An 18,245-nucleotide genomic window follows, 5' to 3' on the forward strand; every position below is an offset into this window, starting at 1 on the left:
GCCTCCCCCAGCAGCCATTTCAAAGAATTGCCTCCGTGCACTAGAACAATATCACGGGGCGGGGCCGTGTGCCTGACTGAGCAACAATGCATGCGGCCAGATGCAAACAGGGCCATGTCTTGCGAGATGGCCCTGTCGGAGGGGGGATGGCTGCCTAGCGGCGCGGCGGGTTGGAATAGATATCCTGGCCCACTTCGTTGATCTGGCGGCGCAGGTCGCGCCGTTCGTCGGGCGTCATGCGGCCCGTGCGGCGCGAAGCGTCGGCGCCTTCGTTGGCGCGGCGCTGCTCTTCGGCGCGCGTGTCGAAACTGCGTGCGTCACGCTGTTCGCGCAGTCGCGTATCATTGCTGCTGGTGCGCTGTACCTGTTCATACCGCTGAGCCTGCATTTGCTGCTGGTCGTCACGGCGTGGCGGCGGCTGGTTTTGCGCTGACGCCAGGCTGGCGGCAAACACGGAGCAAACGGCAAATGCGGACAGCACAGTTGTACGTGCGGCAATAGCTGCGCTGGGAGCGGCGTGAATTTTTTTAGTAAAGATATTCATTGAGTTCCTCTTCCGCGATGCCGTATAAACTTAAAGCTGATTTCCACTGTGGCCCCAGTGTATGATGCTTTACACGGTGCAGTAAGAGTAATTGGGTAAAGTTTGTAACACTTTGTAATGGGTCGCCACAGCCCCTTGCCGACGCCGCGCGAGGCGTTACTATAGCAACTAATATAAGATAACACGACACCCTAAATGACCACAACCTCCACTTCCGGCAGCAACACACCAACGCAATCGATCCACGGCCACCAGGCAAAAATCATGGTGGTCGATGACGATGTGCGCCTGCGCGACCTGCTGCGCCGCTACCTGACCGAACAGGGTTTCAATGTCTTCACGGCAGAGAGCGCGACGGCCATGAACAAGCTGTGGCTGCGCGAACGCTACGACCTGCTGGTGCTCGACCTGATGCTGCCGGGCGAAGACGGCCTGTCGATCTGCCGCCGCCTGCGCGGCGCGGGCGACCAGACGCCGATCATCATGCTGACGGCCAAGGGCGAAGACGTGGACCGCATCGTGGGCCTGGAAATGGGTGCCGACGATTACCTGCCGAAACCGTTCAATCCGCGCGAGCTGGTAGCCCGCATCGGCGCCGTGCTGCGCCGCAAGGGTCCCGATGAAATCCCGGGCGCGCCGTCGGAAACGCCGCAAACCTTCGAATTCGGCGACTTCGTGCTGGACCTGGGCACGCGTACCCTGAAAAAGAATGGCGAAACGGTGCCCCTGACCACGGGCGAGTTTTCTGTGCTGAAAGTGTTTGCCCGTCATGCGCGCCAGCCCCTGTCGCGCGAAAAACTGATGGAACTGGCCCGCGGCCGCGAATACGAAGTGTTCGACCGCAGCCTGGACGTGCAAATCTCGCGCCTGCGCAAACTGATCGAGCCAGATCCGTCGAGCCCGCTGTTCATCCAGACCGTGTGGGGCCTCGGCTACGTCTTCATCCCGGACGGACAGCCGCGCTGATCGCTGGCGAGGCATGATGAAGCTTTTTCCCGATATCAGCCTGGCGCGGCTGAAAAGCGGCTTGTTCTGGCGCACCTTTTTGCTGCTCGGCACCTTGACCACGGTCAGCATGATCGCGTGGTTCAGCATGATTTCCTTCATCCAGCGCGAGCCGCAGGCGCAGCAGATTTCCGCCCAGATCATTTCCGTCGTCACCATCACGCATGCGGCCTTGACGCACTCGGCGCCCGAACTGCGGCGCGAGCTGCTGTTCGACCTCGTCAGCAATGAAGGCATCCGCATCTTCTCGCTGGAAGAAGACGACCGCATCGAGCCGCCGCCCGACAATTACCTGATGCCCGACATCGAGGCGCTGGTGAAGGCCAAGCTGGGCAAGGACACGCGCTTTTCCGCGCGCGTCAACGGCGTGGCCGGCTTCTGGGTCAGCTTCAAGATCGACGACGACGAGTACTGGCTGATGCTGGACCGCGAGCGCCTGCGCGGCCTGACGGGCTTCCAGTGGCTGGGCTGGGCCAGCCTCGTGTCCCTGCTGTCCCTGCTGGGCGCGGCCATCATTTCCAGCCTGATCAATCTGCCGCTGTCGCGCTTGACGGCGGCCGCGCGCGACATCGCCAAGGGCAAGCAGCCGGCGCCGCTGCCGGAAAAGGGGCCGATCGAAATCATCGAGGCGAACCGCAGCTTCAACCAGATGGTCGACGACCTGAAACAGGTGGAATCGGACCGCGCCGTGATCCTGGCTGGCATTTCGCACGACTTGCGCACGCCGCTGGCGCGCATGCAGCTGGAAGTGGAAATGGCGAACCTGTCGGACGAGGCGCGCGAAGGCATCCAGTCCGATATCGGGCAAATGGACGCCATCATCGGCCAGTTCCTCGACTATGCCAGGCCGACGGAGGCGTCGAGCTTTACCGACGTCGACCTCAGCGGTTTGCTCAACGACATGACGCGCGAAGCGATGCGCCTGCCGGATGTGAAGATCAACGCCAGCATCGCCGACGGCGCGCATGCGATGGGCAACCCCACCGACCTGCGCCGCGTACTGAACAACCTGATCGAGAATGCGCGCCGCTATGGCAAGACGCCGGACAGCGACGTGACGGAAATCGACATCGCCTGCCAGGTGCGCACCAGCCACGGCGCGAAAAAGGTGATCATCGAGGTGCAGGACCACGGCACGGGCGTGCCGGCGGAAAAGATCGAGCAGCTGATGAAGCCGTTCACCCGCCTCGACACGGCGCGTGGGCAAGCCAATGGCGCAGGCTTAGGTCTGGCCATCGTCGACCGCGTACTGCTGCGCCATGGCGCTGAATTGCAAGTGCGCAACCGCGAAGGCGGCGGCCTCGCGTTTCAGATCAGCTTGCCAGCGGCGTAAACGAACGGCACAGCTGTGCCGTTCCCTGCCGCTCAGGCGGACGCCTGTTCCTGCGCCAGCAATTTATTCATCAACAGTTCCGTCGCCCCATAGCCGTACAGGGAATCGCTTTCCATGCCCGGCGTATCGAAGGGAATCGATTCCTCGCGGTTCAGCTTGGCAGGGTCGGCGTCCGCATAGCTGGCGCGCCAGGCACGCTGCAAGGATTCATTGCGGCGGATAAAGGCCGGCATGGGCCAGGCGTCGCGCTCCCAGTGGCGGCTGTCGCCCAGCAGGGGCCAGCGCTCGTTGAGCAGGGCCATGTCGCCCGTGCGCAGGCGGCGCACGGCCTGTTCCGGGCGCAAGCCTTCCAGCTCTTCCAGCGTGGGCAAGCTGTCGCGCTTCGGCCCGAACATATACGCCAGCATGATGCGCCCGGCAGGCGCCCTGCGCGCCACCACGCCGACGGCATAGCCGCCGCCCGGCAAGGGCACGGCAAACCAGCTGCCTTCTCGGTATGGTAATGATCTCATTTCTTGAAGCCCCCTGAAATACACCGGACAGCCGCTGCTATCCGACGTTAAATTTAATTAGGGGCACAGTCTACGCGAAGCGATGCGAAAGTGGCGCATGGTACGCCACAGCAACAAACCAATAGTTACAATATTTTCTCGTCATAGTGATACTGGGCAACAATCGGCCCCGCCTTGAACAGCGCTTCCTTCATGGCCGTGTCCAGGCGCGCGTCGCGGCGGCGCATCCATTCGAGCAGCATGGCCGCTTCCTTGCGGCTGGTGTCGCCCGCATGCGCGAGCACGCGGCGCAGTTCCGGGTCCGTGCACGCCTCGAAACGCTGGCTGTTCAAGTCCAGCGCCTGCAGCGCGGCGATGGTGGCGCCGATGGCGCGGTGCATGTCGAGCGCGGTGGCCGGCAAGCCGGATTCTTCCAGTGGGACGGTGGTCATGCGCATTCCTTTTCGCGTGGTGGTGACATCGGCTGCATTCTCCACCGCGCGGACGAAAAGCTCAAGCGTCCACGGCACGTTTCCACCCATTCGGCCATAATCATGGCTCAGCAACAGCCTAAACCTCAGCGGCAGGAGCCCCATGTTCAATTTCGACTTTTACAATCCGACGCAAATCCTTTTCGGCCAGAGCCAGATCGCCGCCATCACGGCGCTGATCCCGCCCCAGGCCAGAGTGCTCATGACGTATGGCGGCGGCAGCATCAAGCAGAACGGCGTCTACGATGAAGTCAAGGCGGCGCTGGCCGGCCATACGGTGCTGGAATTTGCCGGCATCGAACCCAATCCCAGCTATGAAACCCTGATGCAGGCCGTGGCCATGGTGAAAAGCGAGCGCATCGATTTCCTGCTGGCCGTCGGCGGCGGTTCCGTGGTCGATGGCACCAAGTTCATCGCCGCGGCCGCCCTGCACGAAGGTGTGGCGTGGGACATCCTGGCCAAAGGCGGCAAGATCGTCGAAGCCGCCCTGCCCTTCGGCACCGTGTTGACCTTGCCGGCCACGGGTTCCGAAATGAATGGCTCGGCCGTGATCACGCGCAAGGCCACGCAGGAAAAGCGCTCGTTCATGAGCCGCAAGGTATATCCTAAATTCTCCGTGCTGGACCCGTCGAAGACGTTCACCTTGCCGCTGCGCCAGGTGGGCAATGGCGTCGTCGATGCGTTTGCGCATGTGATGGAACAGTATTTGACCTACCCTGTGAACGCGTCCGTGCAAGACCGCTTCGCCGAAGGCATTTTATTGACCCTGATCGAAGAAGGCCCGAAAGCCCTGTCGCACCCGGACGACTACGATGTGCGTGCCAACGTGATGTGGAGCGCCACCCTGGCCTTGAACGGCCTGATCGGCGTGGGCGTGCCGCAGGACTGGTCCACGCACGCCATCGGCCACGAATTGACGGCCTTGTACGAGCTCGACCATGCGCAAACCCTGGCCATCATCCTGCCCAGCATGTTGCGTGTGCGCAAGCAGGCCAAGCGCGCCAAGCTGCTGCAATACGCGGCCCGCGTGTGGGGCCTGGACGGCGGCGACGAGGATGGCCGCATCGAGGCCGCCATCGCGCGCACGGAATTCTTCTTCCGCCACATGGGCGTCAAGACGCGCCTGGCCGACTATGGCCTGAATCACGCCAGCGTGGACGCCGTCGTGTCCGCCCTGGAAGCGCACGGCATGACGGCCCTGGGCGAACAGCGCGAAGTGACGCCCGCCGTCAGCCGCAAGGTGCTGGAACTCAGTCTGTAGATTCGCACCACACTGTTGTAAAACGGTCAGCCGGGTGGGACAGCTGGCCGTGGTTCATGCTAAGCTGTCATTTCGCTAGGGGTCCTGGAGCAGTCATCCGGGTGAGAGATACCCTTCGTACCTGATCTGGATAATGCCAGCGAAGGAAAGCGCAAAGTACCTCCCTCCTTTGATAGCTCCTGCGTTGGCGCCAGCCGAACAAGCAGCCTGCCGTGCTCTTTTTATAGAGACGGCTTGAACCACGAGCAATCTATGTCCACACCGAATTTATCCGTTTCTGTATTGACCCTGGCCATCCTGCACGCGTTTGCCGCGCCCGCCCTGGCTTCCGACGCAGCCGACCCGCAGGCGCAAAGCATGGCCGAAGTCGTCGTCACGGCCAGCAAGGCGCCGGCCGCCAAGCGCGCGTCAGTGGGCGGCTTCAGTGACGCGCCGCTGCTGCAGACGCCGGCATCCGTCACCGTCATTTCGCAAAAAGACATGCAGGACTTGCAGATCCGCAATCTCAGCGATGCCGTCAAGCTCGACACCAGCATCAACGACGCCTACAACGCCGTCGGCTATGCGGAACAGTTTTCCATCCGCGGCTTCAAGCTCGACAACAATTCCAGCTACCGCAAGGATGGCGTGGCCATTCCTGGCGACACGCAAATCCCGCTGGAAAACAAGGAACGCATCGAAGTGCTGAAGGGCCTGGCCGGCTTGCAGGCAGGCGTGGCCGCGCCGGGCGGCGTGATCGACTTCATCGTCAAGCGCCCCACCGCCGCCCCGCTGCGCACGGTCATCGTGGAAACGCGCGAGCGCGGCACCCTGTACGGCGCCATCGACCTGGGCGGCCGCCTGGAAGACACGCGCTTCGGTTACCGCGTCAACGTGGCCGCCGAGCGCCTGCGCTCCTACATCAAGGGCGCGGACGGCAACCGCAAGTTCATTTCCGGCGCCTTCGACTGGCAGATTTCGCCGCAAGCGCTGCTGCAAATCGATGCCGACTATCAGGACAAGGCGCAGGCGACGGCGCCCGGCTTCCAGCTGCTGAACAATAAAACCTTGCCGACCGGCATCAGCGCCGACGCCATGCTCAACCTGCAGCCGTGGACGCGTCCCGTGGAAACCGTCACCAGCAATCTCGGCCTGCGCTTCCAGTACGCGTTCAATGACGACTGGCATGCCACCCTGTCGGCCAACCAGCACTCGTTCAAGCGCGACGACTACACGGCCTTCCCTTACGGCTGCAGCGCGCAAGACCTGTACCCAGGCTTCTGCGGCAATGGCGACTTCGACGTGTACGACTACCGCAGCCTGGGCGAGACGAAAAAACCGCTGAGCGCGCAAGCCATGATCCAGGGCAAGTTCGCCACCGGTTCCCTGCGCCATGAATTCACGGCCGGCGTCTCGACCTTCCGCCGCAAGGACCGCGCCGGCCTGTACGTGTACGACTGGGCCGGCGTGAGCAACATCTACCGCCCGCAGATCGTCGACATGTCGACGGGCGTGCAAGGCCCCGTGCGCCTGGTGCGCAAGGACACGGAAAACTCCGTCTTCGTGCAGGACATCGTCAGCCTGGCGCCGGACTGGAAACTGCATGGCGGCTTGCGCCATATCAATGTCGACGGCTACCAGTATGTTCTCAAGGCCGACACGGAAATCCGCGCCAAGCACGATTTCCTGCTGCCCAACGTCTCGCTCGTCTACACCCCGCTCGACAATCTGTCCGTGTACGCGGCCTATTCGCAAGGCATGGAACATGGCGGCACGGCCGACCGCAAGGCGCTCAATGCGAACGTGGAATTGTCGCCCAGCCGCTCGAAGCAGGTCGAAGTCGGCGTGAAGATGGATGTGACGCCGGACTTCATGCTGGCGGCCAGCCTGTTCCAGATCCGCAAGGGCCTGGAATTCAACCAGTACGTCGACAGCACCGCCTATAACTTCGTGCGCGAAGGCCAGGCCCAGCACCGGGGGCTGGAATTGTCGGCCCAGGGCAAGGCATCGTCCAGCCTGAGCCTGGGCGCGTCCGTGACGGCCCTGAACAGCCAGCAGTCAGGCACGGGCAATGCCGACCTCGACGGCAAGCGCGTGCCCAACGTGCCGGCCTTCAAGGCGGCCGTGCATGCGGATTACGCCGTGCAACAGGTGGAGGGCTTGAGCGTGAATGGCAGCTGGGAATATGCGGGCAAGAAAGCGTTTGAGTACAGCAACACGACCTTCGTGCCGTCGTACAACGTGTTCAACCTGGGCGCCGCGTACGCCACGCGCATCGCCGGCACGCGCGCCGTGCTGCGCGCCGCCGTCAACAACGTGGCCGACAAGTTCTACTGGCGCGACGTGACGCCGGAATCGGATGGCTATCTGTATCCGGGCGCCAGCCGCACGTTCAAGGTCTCGGCGCAATTTGACTTTTAATTGAGGGAAATGACAGGCGCCGCAGCGAGCGCCTGCTGCAGCAAAGGCGCCGCCTGTTCCAGGCGCGCCTCCAGGCTGTCGCGCAGCACGTGGTAGACGATGCCGCGCGCGTCGAGCTCATCGAGCAGGTAGCGGTAGATCAATTGGCGCACGGCTTCCGACTCGCGCTGCAAGCCATCGGCCACCCAGGGGCTGTCGGGCGCCGTGACCAGGGTCAGATCGTACTGCGTGGCATCGGCCAGCGCCGCCAGTTGCGCATCTGCACCGTGAAAATAGTGGCGGCTGTACACCACCGTCATCAAGGGCGTCGTGTCGCAAAACAGGAAGTGGCGGGCTTGGGCGGCAGCGGCCGCTTCGCGTTCGACTTGCGTACGCGCAATACCATACTGATCCGCCGCCACGGGCACCCTGCCTTGCGTTTCCACAAACTCGCGTAAATACTCGGGCACCCAGACGCTGCCATGGCGCTCGGCCAGGGCCGCCGCCAGGGTCGACTTGCCCGACGATTCCGCGCCCAGGATGGCCACGCGCACGCAACGTTCCATCACTTGAGGACCATCGCGCTCGGCGCGGCCGGGGCCGACTTTCGCCACGCCAGCAAGCCGATGACGGCCATCACGACGAAGAACGCATACAGCACGGCCGTCAGGGTCAGGCCCTTGTGCACATACAGCCACACGTACAGCACGTCGACGATGATCCAGGCGATCCAGTTTTCCAGTTTCTTGCGCGACAGCAGGAATTGTCCCACCAGGCTGCCTGCCGTGAGGAAACCGTCCGCATGGGGCACGTCCGTGTCCGTCGTCGTCAGCAGCCAGGCGATGAGCAGGAAGCCTGCCAGCCAGCCGACGGCGCATGCCAGCCAGCCGCGGCCGTCGAGGCGCGTCACGGGCAGGGTCTTGCCGCCGCTGGCCGGATGCAGCCACTGGTACCAGCCCCAGAACGAGACGCTGATGAACAGCAGTTGCAAGGCCATGTCGCCATACAGGCGCGATTCGAAAAACACGAAACCGTAGGCGGCCGAGGAAATGATGGCGAACAGCCACGCCCAGTGATTCTGGCGGATGTTCAGCGCAACGGTTGTCAATGCCAGGACAAAGGAAATCAGTTCAAGCGGCGTGGTGGCAAAACCCAGCAGGAGAAGCGTATCGTTCATGGGAATCGTGATGAGGCTGGTGGTGCAGTATGCAATACCAGCCATGAATAAGCAAGATTGCCCGCACCGCCAGCCCCCTTCCCCGCTCAGGCAAAGCCGCCCTTGACGGCGCGCGCCAGCGAACGCTGCACGATCAGCTTGTGGAAGGGCCGGATCAGCAGGATGTAGGCGCGCCCCACCCGATTATGGCAATGCACGACGCTCGACATGGTCACGCTGCCATGCCGCCCCGCGTCGCGGTTGCGCAGCACCGACAAACGGAAGTCCAGGTGGCTGTCATCCTCGCCCACGATGATTTCATCGTCGCTGACGGCAAAGATGCGGAAGATGCCGATGCGCTTGCCAGGCCTGGCTTCCATCTGCCTGGCCGTCCGGATGCCGAAGCGCGCCACGATGGCGTCGCGCACCACCATCAGCTTGCGCGCCCAGCCGGGCTGACTGCCCAGCAGCACGCGCGCCAGGCTTTCCATGTCCATCTGGCGCGCCTGCGCAGTCGGCAGCTCGACGGCATACGCGTCGGCCAGGTGGCTGCCCGGGTACAAGGGGGCGATGCTGGCGCCTGGCGGCAAGGCCACGGCACGTACCACGTTGCTTATCTCTTGCATGTGCTCTCCATGTGTTCAGTGATAACATGGCCATCATACACGACAATGTGAACAGCGATAACATAACATGAGCACGAACAGCAATTATCACCATGGCAACCTGCGCGACACCCTGGTCGCCGCCACCATCGCGCAACTGGCGCAGCAGCACGACGCCACCCTTTCCCTGCGCGAATTGGCGCGCACGGTGGGCGTGTCGATCGCCGCCGTGTACCGCCACTTCCCCAGCAAGGAAGCCTTGCTGGCCGACGTGGCGGCGGCCGGCTTCGCCAGCCTGATCGCCAAATGGGAAGCCGAACTGCCGCCGCAGGGCAGCCTGCCATCCGAACAGCGTTTTCAGCTGCTGGGCCAGCAATACATCGAATTCGCCCTGGCCGCGCCGGCCCACTACCGGCTGATGTTCGAACACCAGGACGTGCGCCAGTTCCCCGCCTTGCAGGACGCGGCGCAGGCATGCTTCCAGTACGTGCTGCAGACGGCAGGCGCGGCCGTGCGCGAAGCGGGCCTCGATGCGCGCTGGGACAAGGCCGCCGCCAGCGCAGGCTGGTCGCTGGGCCACGGCTACGTGATGCTGCTGCTGAGTGGCCGCCTGGCCATGGCGGACGGCGGCGACGAGCTGTCGCCGGCCATGGTGCCGCGCTTTTTTCAGTTGCCCGTGGAGGCGCTGCGGCAGCTGCCTTGCCAGGCGGGACAACCGCAATAAAGCCAAATTGACTCGCTTATCGGCAAGTGCCACCTTCAGGAACTGATGATTCATGGATAACATATCGATAGACACGCTCTCCGTGATTGCCAGGCAATGCCTTGCGCTCACGTGCCTGCAGCGCTTTTGCCGGCAGCATGCCCTGCACCACCCGGCGCTGTCCGCGTTCGCCGGCCACGCGTGGAAGGTGGCGCAGCTCGCGCCCGGGGATTTTGCCGCCTGGGAGCGCGGCTTTGCCTGCCTGGCAGTGACGGGCATGGGCGATCCCTGGCCGGACGACCTGCGCATGGCGCTGCCCGGGCACCTGCTCGGCACGTTGGAGCAACTTGTCGGGCATGTGCTGGAAACGAGCGCCTGTACCTGGCATGGCGATGACCTTGCGGCAAGCCGGCGCCAGCTGGAAGCCGTGCTTGATATCTGTGCCAGGCATGGCGTGGCGGCGCCGCCGCTTGCGCACTATGTGCAGCACGATGCGGCGCTGCGTGGCGGCTGGGGGCCGATGCTGACGGACGCGGAAGTCAGGCGCTGGCAAGCCCTGCTATAGCGCGCGGCCTGCAATGGCGGCGGAGGCTCACACCGGCAAGCCCTGGCGCACCTGGTCAAGCTGCCGCTCCTCTTCCTCCGTATCGGCGTCGATTTGCGTGACGACGGTCCAGAATCGCGGGCAGGTCCTGATCTGCTCGAACGCATGGCTCGTTTCAAGCCGCACCATGGTTTTCCTCAGGCTGTGCAGATAGCCTTCCTCGATGGCATCGAGCAGTTCGTCATCGGCAGCGTCGATCAGCTCGAGCAGCGCGCCTTCGATCCTTGCATAGCCCTCCTCCCACAGCTGGCCGATTTCCGGCACGTCGACTTCGATGCACTCGTTCGACCAGTCCGGAGGATAGTAATCGCGCTCCCGGTTGGCGGGATCGGTGTCAAGGCTCAGCGAAAGGGAGGGGAACGATACGGCGTTGAAGGCAAAGGCTGAAAATGCCTGGTCCTTGAATGGGGACGCGCCCAGCAAGGCCAGCGACGCGCTGGCCAGCTTGAAGCAGGTTTCTTCGACGTCGTAGGCAGTTTCAAATGTCTGCCAATCAAGTGGTAAAGCGGGAGTCGGGGGCATGGCGGGCCTGTCGAAAAAATAAGGGTGGAAAGTGATCGGAATTATACGTGGCGCAGCCGATGCGGCAGGCGCCGGCCGCGCGTACGGTGCGGCCGCAAAAAAGCCGCATCGGCCCTGCGGCGGATGCGGCTTTGCGCTAGCGCAAGCTGAAGCTTATTTCTTTGCAGCTTTCACTGCCTTCGGATACTTGATCGTCATTTCCTGCAGCAAGTTATCCGCGTGGTCCACTTCCTTCATCACCCACAGCATGTAGCGGATGTCGAGGTGGATGGCGCGCGTGATGGCCGTGTCGAAGTACCAGTCCTTGGTGATCGATTCATACGTCGAATCGAAGTTCAGGCCGATCAATTCGCCGCGCTTGTTCATCACGGCCGAGCCGGAATTGCCGCCCGTGGTGTCCGCGCTGGTGAGGAAGTTGACGGGCACCGTGCCCAGTGCCGGGTCGCGGAACTGGCCGTAGCGTTTTTGCTTGACGGCGTCAATCAAGCCTTGCGGCGCTTCGAACGGAGCCTTGCCCGTGACTTTCTCGACGATGCCTTCCACGGTCGTGAACGGCCCCTTGGTGATGCCGTCGCGCGGCGAGTACGGCGATACCGTGCCGTACGTCACGCGCAGGGTCGAGTTGGCGTCAGGATAGACCGGCTTGCCTTGCGATTTCTTCCAGGCAATCACGGCTTGCATGTATTGCGGAATCACGCGTTCCAGGTTGCCGTCGATCTCCTTGCGGCGCTCTTCCAGCGCCGCTTCGACGGGCTGCAGCTTGATGGCCAGCGCCATGAAGGCGTCGTCGGACTGGGCAACAGCGGCCTGGTCCTTTTCCAGCCAGGCCAGGCGCTTGGCCGTGTCAGCCAGTTGCGTCTGCTGATACAGGGCCGCCACGGCGCCTGGCGCCGGCAGCAGCGCGTCCAGGCCTTGCGGATGGCTCTTCGCCGCCAGTTGCGCGTAACGCTTCAGACCGGCTTCAAAACGCGCCTGGTCGACCTTGTTGACATACGACTGCTCCAGGCGGGCCAGGCGGGCCTTGATGAAGGCCAGGTCGCGCTGCTGGAAGCCCGATTCGCGCTCGGCATCCGCTTTCTGGCGCTCCAGCGACAGGCGGTAGATGGTGCGCGCGCTTTTCAGCAAGTCGCTGTTGGTGGCCACGCTCCAGGCGAACTCTTCTTCGCTCAAGGCCATGTCGCTGGCGATCGCCGCGTCCAGTTCGGCCAGCAGGGTCGGCGACACGTTCGGCTGTTTCGCGTACCAGGCGCGGAACTCGGCATCCTGCACGTCCTTGATGGCGGCGATGTCCTTGCGGGCGAAACCGTCGAGCAAGCCCTGGGTTTTCTTCAGCACGTTGTTGATGCTTTTCACCACGCTCGCATAGCGCACGGCGGCGGCCGCGTCGCCCTTCGTCGAGTCGGCCATCACGGCCAGGTCCGCTTGCAGTTCGGATACTTTCAGGGGGAAGGCCGTATCGCGCGCGAAACGGATTTCCGCCGGCAGCTTGTAGCGGCTGGTGCGGCCGGGGTAGCCCGCCAGCAAGATGCCGTCACCGGCTTTCAAGCCTTCGGCCGAGACCACCAGGAAATCCTTCGATTGGTACGGCACGTTGTCGGGCGACGGGTCGGCCGGACGGCCATCCTTGCCCACGTAGGCGCGCAGGAACGAGTAATCGCCCGTGTGGCGCGGCCACTCGTAGTTGTCGGTATCGCCGCCGAAGTTGCCGATCTTGTCCGATGGCGCGTACACGAGGCGCACGTCGCGTATCATCATCTGGCGGATGCGGTAGTACTCGAGGCCGCGGTGGAAGGCGGGCACGGAGCAGCGGTACATCTTGTCCGTTTCGCATTCGGCGATCAGGTCCTTGATGCGCTTTTCCACGGCTTCGTGGCGCGCGCGGCCGCTCATGTCGGCCGTCAAGCCTTTCAGCACGCGGTCGCTGACGTTTTCCACCTTGTCCGTCACATACACGAGGCTGTTCGGACCGCCCGGCAGCTCTGCGGCGCGCGTCTTGGCCAGGAAGCCGTCGGTGATGTAATTGTGTTCCGGCGTGGAATTGCGCTGCACGGCGCCATACGCGCAATGGTGGTTCGTCACCACCAGGCCGGCGTCGGAAACGAAGGCGGCCGAGCAACCGCCCAGCGACACGATGGCGCTCATCGGGTGCTTGCTCAGGTCGGCCAGTTTTTCTGCAGGAATGTCGATGCCGACCCGTTTCAGTTCGGCTTTCAGCTGCGGCAATTGGTGTGGTTGCCACTGCCCTTCGTCGGCGTGTGCGCCGGCGAACGCGCCCAGCAAGGCGACTGGTAATACGATTGTCTTGAACAAGATTTGCTCCTCCATAAAAAGCAGGCGAAAGTATAGCCTGTCCAGGCGGCCTGAGTCGGCAAAAATTATCCCATTGCAATTTCTGTATCAGGCGGCCGGCCGTCCCGTCCCCTGCAAGGGGATCTGCAGGGCCAGCCGGCAACCGGCGCCCGAGGCCGGCACACCGACCTCGAACTGCCCGCCCAGCGCCGTCACCCGCTCGGCGATGCCGATCAGGCCAAAGCACTGCTTCTTGCGCTGCTGCTGCGGCGTGATGCCGATGCCGTTGTCGCTGATGGCCACGTACACGGCGCAGGCATCCGAACTGAGTTCGATCTCGACCTGGCTGGCCTGGGCATGCCGCATGACGTTGCTGAGCGCTTCCTGCACGATGCGGAACAGCACGATCTCGACCTGGCTGCCGATGGCGGAAAACAATGCCTCGTCGCGTATCAGCAGCTGGCAAGCGACGCCGCTGCGCTTGCGGAAGTCGCCCACCTGCCACTCGATGGCGGCTTGCAAGCCCAGGTCCAGCGCCATCGGGCGCAGCTCGTTCATGATGCCGCGCACGCTCTTGATGGTGGTGTCGACGTTGCTGAGCACGGCGCCGACCCGGCGGTGCAGGCGCGGATGGGAGCCTTCCGTGCGCGCGCTGAGCATGGAAATATCGATGCGCAGCGCCAGCAGGTTTTGCCCCAGTTCATCGTGGATATCGCGCGAAATGCGCTTGCGCTCGTCTTCCTTGGCCGTTTCCAGGTGCAGCGCCAGCTGGCGCAGCTGCGCATGCGACTGGCGCAGGGCGCCATCCATCAGCTTGCGTTCGGTGATGTCCGTGTGCGCCACCACCACGCGCAGCGGCCCTTCGCCGAGGAAACGACTGATCCTGGCCTGCGACCAGCGGGGACCCGAGCGCGTGGCAAACTCATACTCGAGCGCAAACGTGTCCGCGTTGCCGGCGATGACGGAGCGGATGCCGGCGGCCAGCTCGCGCCCGGCGCTGCGCTGCCAGCGCGGGTCCGTGTCGCAAAATTCCAGGTAGTGCAGCGGCTGCGGCGTTTGCCCGACGAAGGCCAGGCAAGCCTGGTTGGCATGCACGACGCGGCCTGCCCGGTCCAGCACCAGCACCCGGTCCGTCAGGGAATCGATGGTGGCGTGAAAGAAGCGCTCGGCATCGCGCAAGGCTTCCTGCGCCCGCTCGCGCTGGTGCACTTCCAGCTGCAGGTGCTGGTTGGCCCGCAGCAATTCGGCCGTGCGGTCGACCACCCGCTGGTCCAGCTCGCGATGCAGTTCGCGCAAGTCCGCCTCGGCCAGCTTGCGCTCGGTGATATCGGAAAACACGCCGACAAAATGGCTGATCGCGCCATCCGGGCTGCGCATCGGCGTGATCGACAGCGATTCGACGAAGCGCTCGCCATTCTTGCGCCGGTTCACCAGTTCGCCATACCAGCTGCCATCCTGGTGCAGGCTGCGCCACATGGCTTCATAAAAATGCGGCAGATGCGTGCCGCCGCCGAGGAAGGACGGATCGCGGCCGATGGCTTCCTCCGCCTGGTAGCCGGTGATGGTGGTGAACGCGGGGTTGACGGAAATGATGCGGTTGGCGCTGTCCGTCACCAGCACGCCTTCGCGTATGCTGTCGAGTATCACGAAGGCGCGCCGCAAGGCCGATTCGCGCGCGTGCTCGTCGCCCAGGTCCGTCACCAGCATGCGCGCCGTGGCGCTGTCCGCATCGTAATTGGCTTCGATGCGCACCATGCCGCACATGCCGCCCGCTTCGCCTTCGAACAACGGCGCTTCGAGCACCTGGCGCGCGCCGCCGGTGAAGACGGCGTCGAGGAAGCGCCGGAAGCCGCCCTGCGCCTGGGGCGCGACGAATTGCTCGAAACGCCGTCCCAGCAGCCGGTTCTTGTCGCGTTGCAACAAGCCGCAGGCTGCCACGTTGACACGCGTGATCACGCCTTCGCGCGCCAGCGAAAAGTAACTGACGGGCGCCTGTTCATACAGCTGCGCATAACGGTCGCGGCTGCTTTCAAATTCATTTTTCAGCTGTTCCAGCTCGGCCAGGGCCGCGCTCTGCATTTCCAGCTCGATCTGGCTGACCTGCAACTCATGCAGCTGACGCATCACGTCTTCATTCGACTGCGGCACGGGCTGGCGCTGCTCCGCGGCCAATTGCTCCGCCTGCTCTCTCAGGCGGGCCGGCGCGCTGCCGTCGAATGGTTCGCTCATGACACGTGCTCGCCGCTACTGCCGCCGGCCACGGCGCCGGACTGGATCTGGCGCAGCTGGGCTTCCAGCAGTTTCGACTCTGTAATGTTGATGAAGGTCACCACCACGCCATCGATCACATTTTCAATCGTGCGGTACGGCATGATGCGCACGTTGTACCAGCGCCCCGTCTTGGTTTCCACTTGCCGCTCGCAAAACACCAGGCTGCGGATCACTTCCAGCGCATCGTCTTCCAGGCCCGGATAATCGAGGTCGTTGACGATGTCGCTGAGCGGGCGGCGCAAGTCCGTCTGGATCAGCTTATAGATTTGCGTGGCCGGCGCCGTGAAGCGGCGGATGCGCAGGTCGCTGTCCAGGAAAATGGTGGCGATATCGGTACTATTGAGCAGATTCTTCATGTCGCTATTGACCAGCGACAAATCATCGACCTTCGATTGCAGCTCGGCATTGACCGTGTACAACTCTTCGTTGAGCGACTGCATCTCTTCCTTCGACGTGGTCAGCTCTTCGTTCGTCGATTGCAGCTCTTCATTGGTCGACTGCAGTTCCTCGTTGGCCGATTTGAGTTCTTCGCGCGACGTCTGCATCTCGTCGCGCACGGCCTGGATTTCATTGCGCGCCTGCGCCAGTTGCTGTTCCAGTTCCAGCACCTTGGGGTTCGGCGAGCGGCCGCGGCGCGCCTCGGCCACCAGCGGCGCGCTGGCAAACGTCACGAACACCATGCCGCGCAAGGATTCAGGCTGGCTCAGCGCTTCCGCGCTCAGGTCGACGCCCAGCGATTGTCCCAGATGGTCCTTGACCACCAGCCCCTTCAGGCGCACCACCCTCTCGCACTGCAAGGCTTCCTTGATGAGGCTAGCCAGCTCGTAACGCAAGCCTTCGCGCGCCATGGCGTGGATATTCCAGTTGGCCTTGCCGGCTGCCGGTTCGAGAAAAGCGCCCGTGCGCCCGTTGATATACAGGATATCGCCATCCTGGTTCAGCAGCGCGGCAGCAGGCGAATATTTCTGGAGCAATAATTGCTCGACATGGGATTGAATCTTTCCAGTCATGCTGACTTCTCTCGTGTCGCTAGGTGTAGGGGGGGATGCCAACGATACCTTGGTGGGGAAATACGTGGGCAGGCGCTGACGCGCCAGGTTGTCGAGGCGGCGGTACAGCCGGGTCGACGTGGTCAGCGGTGAAAACAGGTCTAAAAAATGACCGGGCGTGTCGGCGCTGCCCAGCAGCAAAATCCCGTCGCGGTTCAAGGCGTAATGAAACAAGGGTATCAAACGCTGCTGCAGCTTGGCATTGAGATAAATCAGCAAATTGCGGCAGCACAGGATGTCGAGTTTGGTAAACGGCGGGTCTGATATGATGTTTTGCTGGGCAAAGATAATCGTGTTGCGTATCTCTTTTTTCACGTAGTAGCCGTTCTTGTCGCGCAAGAAGAAGCGCTCCAGCCGCTCGGCCGACACATCGCTGCTGATGCTTTGCGGAAAGTGGCTCTGGCGCGCGCGGTCGATGGCGTCGGCCGACAGGTCGGTGGCAAAGATCTGCAGGCTGTACTTCGACGGCGGATTGATGCTGGCCACCACTTCATGGAACACCATGGCCAGCGAATACGCTTCCTCGCCCGTGGAACAGGCGGGCACCCAGGCCTTGAACGCGCGTCCTTCCGGATGGGCCGCCAGCAATTGCGGCAAGGCGACCATCTTCAGGTATTCCCACACTTTCGGGTCGCGGAAGAAACTCGTCACGCCGATCAGCAATTCCTTGAACAGCAAGTCGATTTCGGTGGGATTGGCGCGCAAGTACGGCACGTATTCTTCCATCGACGTCATTTGATACAAGCTCATGCGCCGCTCAATGCGCCGCAGCACCGTGTTGATCTTGTAATCCGTAAAACTGTTGCCCGTGTGTTCGGACAGCAAGGCGACAATTTCCTGCAAGGAATTGCGCCCGTTCGGTTCATGGCCCGGCAGGCTGAGGAAACTGCTGCGGAACAGATAGGTGATGATCTTGTCCGGCATCTTATCGGGAAAGTCGACCAGGTCCACCACTTCCGCGGCAATCGCGCTTTGCGGCATCATGTCGAACTTGGCCGTGTCCGGATGCTGGGCCAGGGTCAGCCCCCCTGCCTGCTTGATCGCCTGCAAGCCGCGCGTGCCATCGTTGCCCATGCCGGAAAAAATCACGCCCACGGCCAGTTCGCCCAGCTCGCTTGCGAGGCTCTCGAAAAAGATATTGATGGGCAAGCGGTGCCCGCGCAGCTGCACCGGTTCGCTGAGCAAGAAACGCCCCTTGGACAAGCCCAGGTCGGCATTCGACGGTATCACATAGATATGGTTGGGCCGCAACTCCGCCTGGTGCGTGATTTCCGTGACGGGGATGCTGGTGGCGCGCTGCAGCAGTTCCGGCAGCATGGCCTTTTGCGTGGGATCAAGATGCTGGATCACCACATAGGCAATCCCGCTCTCCTGCGGCACGTTCGCCAGGAAGGCAACGATGGGATCGAGTCCGCCGGCGGATGCGCCGATGGCCACCACGGGGAAAACGATGGTGGCCACTTCAGGGACGGAAGCATTGCTGTGTTTACTGCGTGTCATCTTCTGCAAGAGTGCAGCCACGGCCAAAGCGTCAGGCTGGGA

16 protein-coding genes and 1 riboswitch are annotated in these 18,245 nt (G+C 62.9%); of the genes, 6 read left to right on the forward strand and 10 right to left on the reverse strand.

Annotated elements, in window-relative coordinates:
- Positions 1-154 precede the first annotated feature (154 nt).
- Positions 155-544, reverse strand: coding sequence for a hypothetical protein (locus tag VPH40_RS07680; RefSeq protein WP_099378341.1), 390 nt, complete (start codon positions 542-544; stop codon positions 155-157).
- Between the two features lie 264 nt (positions 545-808).
- On the opposite strand from VPH40_RS07680, the gene ompR reads away from it, so the two are divergent.
- On the forward strand, positions 809-1,510 hold the full coding sequence (gene ompR / locus VPH40_RS07685) for an osmolarity response regulator transcription factor OmpR (protein WP_223278807.1): 702 nt from the start codon (positions 809-811) through the stop codon (positions 1,508-1,510).
- Between the two features lie 13 nt (positions 1,511-1,523).
- Complete coding sequence (locus tag VPH40_RS07690) at positions 1,524-2,882, forward strand: sensor histidine kinase (protein WP_077406916.1); 1,359 nt, start codon at positions 1,524-1,526, stop codon at positions 2,880-2,882.
- A 32-nt stretch (positions 2,883-2,914) separates the two neighbouring features.
- Here the strand turns inward: VPH40_RS07690 and VPH40_RS07695 are convergent, their stop codons facing one another.
- Together VPH40_RS07695 and VPH40_RS07700 are read right to left on the reverse strand one after the other, a co-directional pair.
- The gene (locus VPH40_RS07695; RefSeq protein ID WP_099667202.1) at positions 2,915-3,394 is read right to left on the reverse strand and encodes an Imm26 family immunity protein; all 480 of its coding nucleotides are present in this window, start codon (positions 3,392-3,394) and stop codon (positions 2,915-2,917) included.
- Positions 3,395-3,519: 125 nt separating this feature from the next.
- Positions 3,520-3,825 (reverse strand): ferritin family protein, encoded by a 306-nt coding sequence (locus tag VPH40_RS07700; protein WP_034750230.1) that lies wholly within the window; start codon positions 3,823-3,825, stop codon positions 3,520-3,522.
- A gap of 142 nt (positions 3,826-3,967) precedes the next feature.
- Here VPH40_RS07700 and VPH40_RS07705 point away from each other — a divergent pair, with 142 nt between their 5' ends.
- Both VPH40_RS07705 and VPH40_RS07710 read left to right on the forward strand, forming a co-directional pair.
- Positions 3,968-5,125: an iron-containing alcohol dehydrogenase gene (locus tag VPH40_RS07705; RefSeq protein WP_328573131.1), complete on the forward strand. Its 1,158-nt coding sequence runs from the start codon at positions 3,968-3,970 to the stop codon at positions 5,123-5,125.
- Between the two features lie 67 nt (positions 5,126-5,192).
- Positions 5,193-5,290, forward strand: a riboswitch (TPP riboswitch).
- An 87-nt stretch (positions 5,291-5,377) separates the two neighbouring features.
- Positions 5,378-7,525: a TonB-dependent siderophore receptor gene (locus VPH40_RS07710; RefSeq protein WP_328573132.1), complete on the forward strand. Its 2,148-nt coding sequence runs from the start codon at positions 5,378-5,380 to the stop codon at positions 7,523-7,525.
- Here the strand turns inward: VPH40_RS07710 and VPH40_RS07715 are convergent.
- The 3 genes from VPH40_RS07715 to VPH40_RS07725 all read right to left on the reverse strand — a co-directional run bounded on the left by VPH40_RS07715 (position 7,522) and on the right by VPH40_RS07725 (position 9,286).
- Positions 7,522-8,070 (reverse strand): ATP-binding protein, encoded by a 549-nt coding sequence (locus VPH40_RS07715; RefSeq protein ID WP_328573348.1) that lies wholly within the window; start codon positions 8,068-8,070, stop codon positions 7,522-7,524. The genes VPH40_RS07710 and VPH40_RS07715 overlap by 4 nt on opposite strands.
- A complete protein-coding gene (gene pnuC / locus VPH40_RS07720) occupies positions 8,070-8,681 on the reverse strand; it encodes a nicotinamide riboside transporter PnuC (protein ID WP_305056293.1) in 612 nt (203 codons plus the stop codon). Before pnuC ends, VPH40_RS07715 begins: the two co-directional genes overlap by 1 nt.
- A gap of 86 nt (positions 8,682-8,767) precedes the next feature.
- A complete protein-coding gene (locus tag VPH40_RS07725; RefSeq protein WP_328573133.1) occupies positions 8,768-9,286 on the reverse strand; it encodes a DUF2867 domain-containing protein in 519 nt (172 codons plus the stop codon).
- Positions 9,287-9,353: 67 nt separating this feature from the next.
- Here VPH40_RS07725 and VPH40_RS07730 point away from each other — a divergent pair, with 67 nt between their 5' ends.
- Complete coding sequence (locus VPH40_RS07730; RefSeq protein WP_328573134.1) at positions 9,354-9,989, forward strand: TetR/AcrR family transcriptional regulator; 636 nt, start codon at positions 9,354-9,356, stop codon at positions 9,987-9,989.
- Positions 9,990-10,041: 52 nt separating this feature from the next.
- On the forward strand, positions 10,042-10,533 hold the full coding sequence (locus VPH40_RS07735) for a hypothetical protein (RefSeq protein ID WP_328573135.1): 492 nt from the start codon (positions 10,042-10,044) through the stop codon (positions 10,531-10,533).
- Between the two features lie 27 nt (positions 10,534-10,560).
- On the opposite strand, the gene VPH40_RS07740 is transcribed toward VPH40_RS07735, so the two are convergent.
- The 4 genes from VPH40_RS07740 to VPH40_RS07755 form a co-directional block, all read right to left on the reverse strand.
- Positions 10,561-11,094, reverse strand: a complete 534-nt coding sequence (locus tag VPH40_RS07740) for a hypothetical protein (RefSeq protein WP_328573136.1) — start codon at positions 11,092-11,094, stop codon at positions 10,561-10,563.
- 153 nt (positions 11,095-11,247) lie between these two features.
- Positions 11,248-13,404 carry a S46 family peptidase gene (locus tag VPH40_RS07745; protein ID WP_354669650.1) on the reverse strand — a complete coding sequence of 719 codons (2,157 nt, stop codon included), beginning with the start codon at positions 13,402-13,404 and terminating at the stop codon, positions 11,248-11,250.
- An 87-nt stretch (positions 13,405-13,491) separates the two neighbouring features.
- Entirely contained in the window at positions 13,492-15,612 is a 2,121-nt protein-coding gene (locus tag VPH40_RS07750) for a sensor histidine kinase (protein ID WP_328573137.1), read from the reverse strand.
- A complete protein-coding gene (locus VPH40_RS07755) occupies positions 15,609-18,203 on the reverse strand; it encodes a chemotaxis protein CheB (RefSeq protein WP_328573138.1) in 2,595 nt (864 codons plus the stop codon). Before VPH40_RS07755 ends, VPH40_RS07750 begins: the two co-directional genes overlap by 4 nt.
- Positions 18,204-18,245: the final 42 nt, after the last annotated feature.

It is taken from the genome of Janthinobacterium sp. P210005 (assembly GCF_036231865.1).
GTDB classification, from domain to species: domain Bacteria; phylum Pseudomonadota; class Gammaproteobacteria; order Burkholderiales; family Burkholderiaceae_D; genus Janthinobacterium; species Janthinobacterium kumbetense.

Coding starts and splice junctions, on each gene's coding strand:
- VPH40_RS07700 (WP_034750230.1), bottom strand. CDS start 3,825: ATGACCACCGTCCCACTGGAAGAATCCGGCTTGCCGGCCACCGCGCTC.
- VPH40_RS07715 (WP_328573348.1), bottom strand. CDS start 8,070: ATGGAACGTTGCGTGCGCGTGGCCATCCTGGGCGCGGAATCGTCGGGC.
- VPH40_RS07735 (WP_328573135.1), top strand. CDS start 10,042: ATGGATAACATATCGATAGACACGCTCTCCGTGATTGCCAGGCAATGC.
- VPH40_RS07710 (WP_328573132.1), top strand. CDS start 5,378: ATGTCCACACCGAATTTATCCGTTTCTGTATTGACCCTGGCCATCCTG.
- VPH40_RS07750 (WP_328573137.1), bottom strand. CDS start 15,612: ATGAGCGAACCATTCGACGGCAGCGCGCCGGCCCGCCTGAGAGAGCAG.
- VPH40_RS07755 (WP_328573138.1), bottom strand. CDS start 18,203: ATGACACGCAGTAAACACAGCAATGCTTCCGTCCCTGAAGTGGCCACC.
- VPH40_RS07740 (WP_328573136.1), bottom strand. CDS start 11,094: ATGCCCCCGACTCCCGCTTTACCACTTGATTGGCAGACATTTGAAACT.
- VPH40_RS07695 (WP_099667202.1), bottom strand. CDS start 3,394: ATGAGATCATTACCATACCGAGAAGGCAGCTGGTTTGCCGTGCCCTTG.
- pnuC (WP_305056293.1), bottom strand. CDS start 8,681: ATGAACGATACGCTTCTCCTGCTGGGTTTTGCCACCACGCCGCTTGAA.
- VPH40_RS07680 (WP_099378341.1), bottom strand. CDS start 544: ATGAATATCTTTACTAAAAAAATTCACGCCGCTCCCAGCGCAGCTATT.
- VPH40_RS07725 (WP_328573133.1), bottom strand. CDS start 9,286: ATGCAAGAGATAAGCAACGTGGTACGTGCCGTGGCCTTGCCGCCAGGC.
- VPH40_RS07705 (WP_328573131.1), top strand. CDS start 3,968: ATGTTCAATTTCGACTTTTACAATCCGACGCAAATCCTTTTCGGCCAG.
- VPH40_RS07690 (WP_077406916.1), top strand. CDS start 1,524: ATGATGAAGCTTTTTCCCGATATCAGCCTGGCGCGGCTGAAAAGCGGC.
- ompR (WP_223278807.1), top strand. CDS start 809: ATGGTGGTCGATGACGATGTGCGCCTGCGCGACCTGCTGCGCCGCTAC.
- VPH40_RS07730 (WP_328573134.1), top strand. CDS start 9,354: ATGAGCACGAACAGCAATTATCACCATGGCAACCTGCGCGACACCCTG.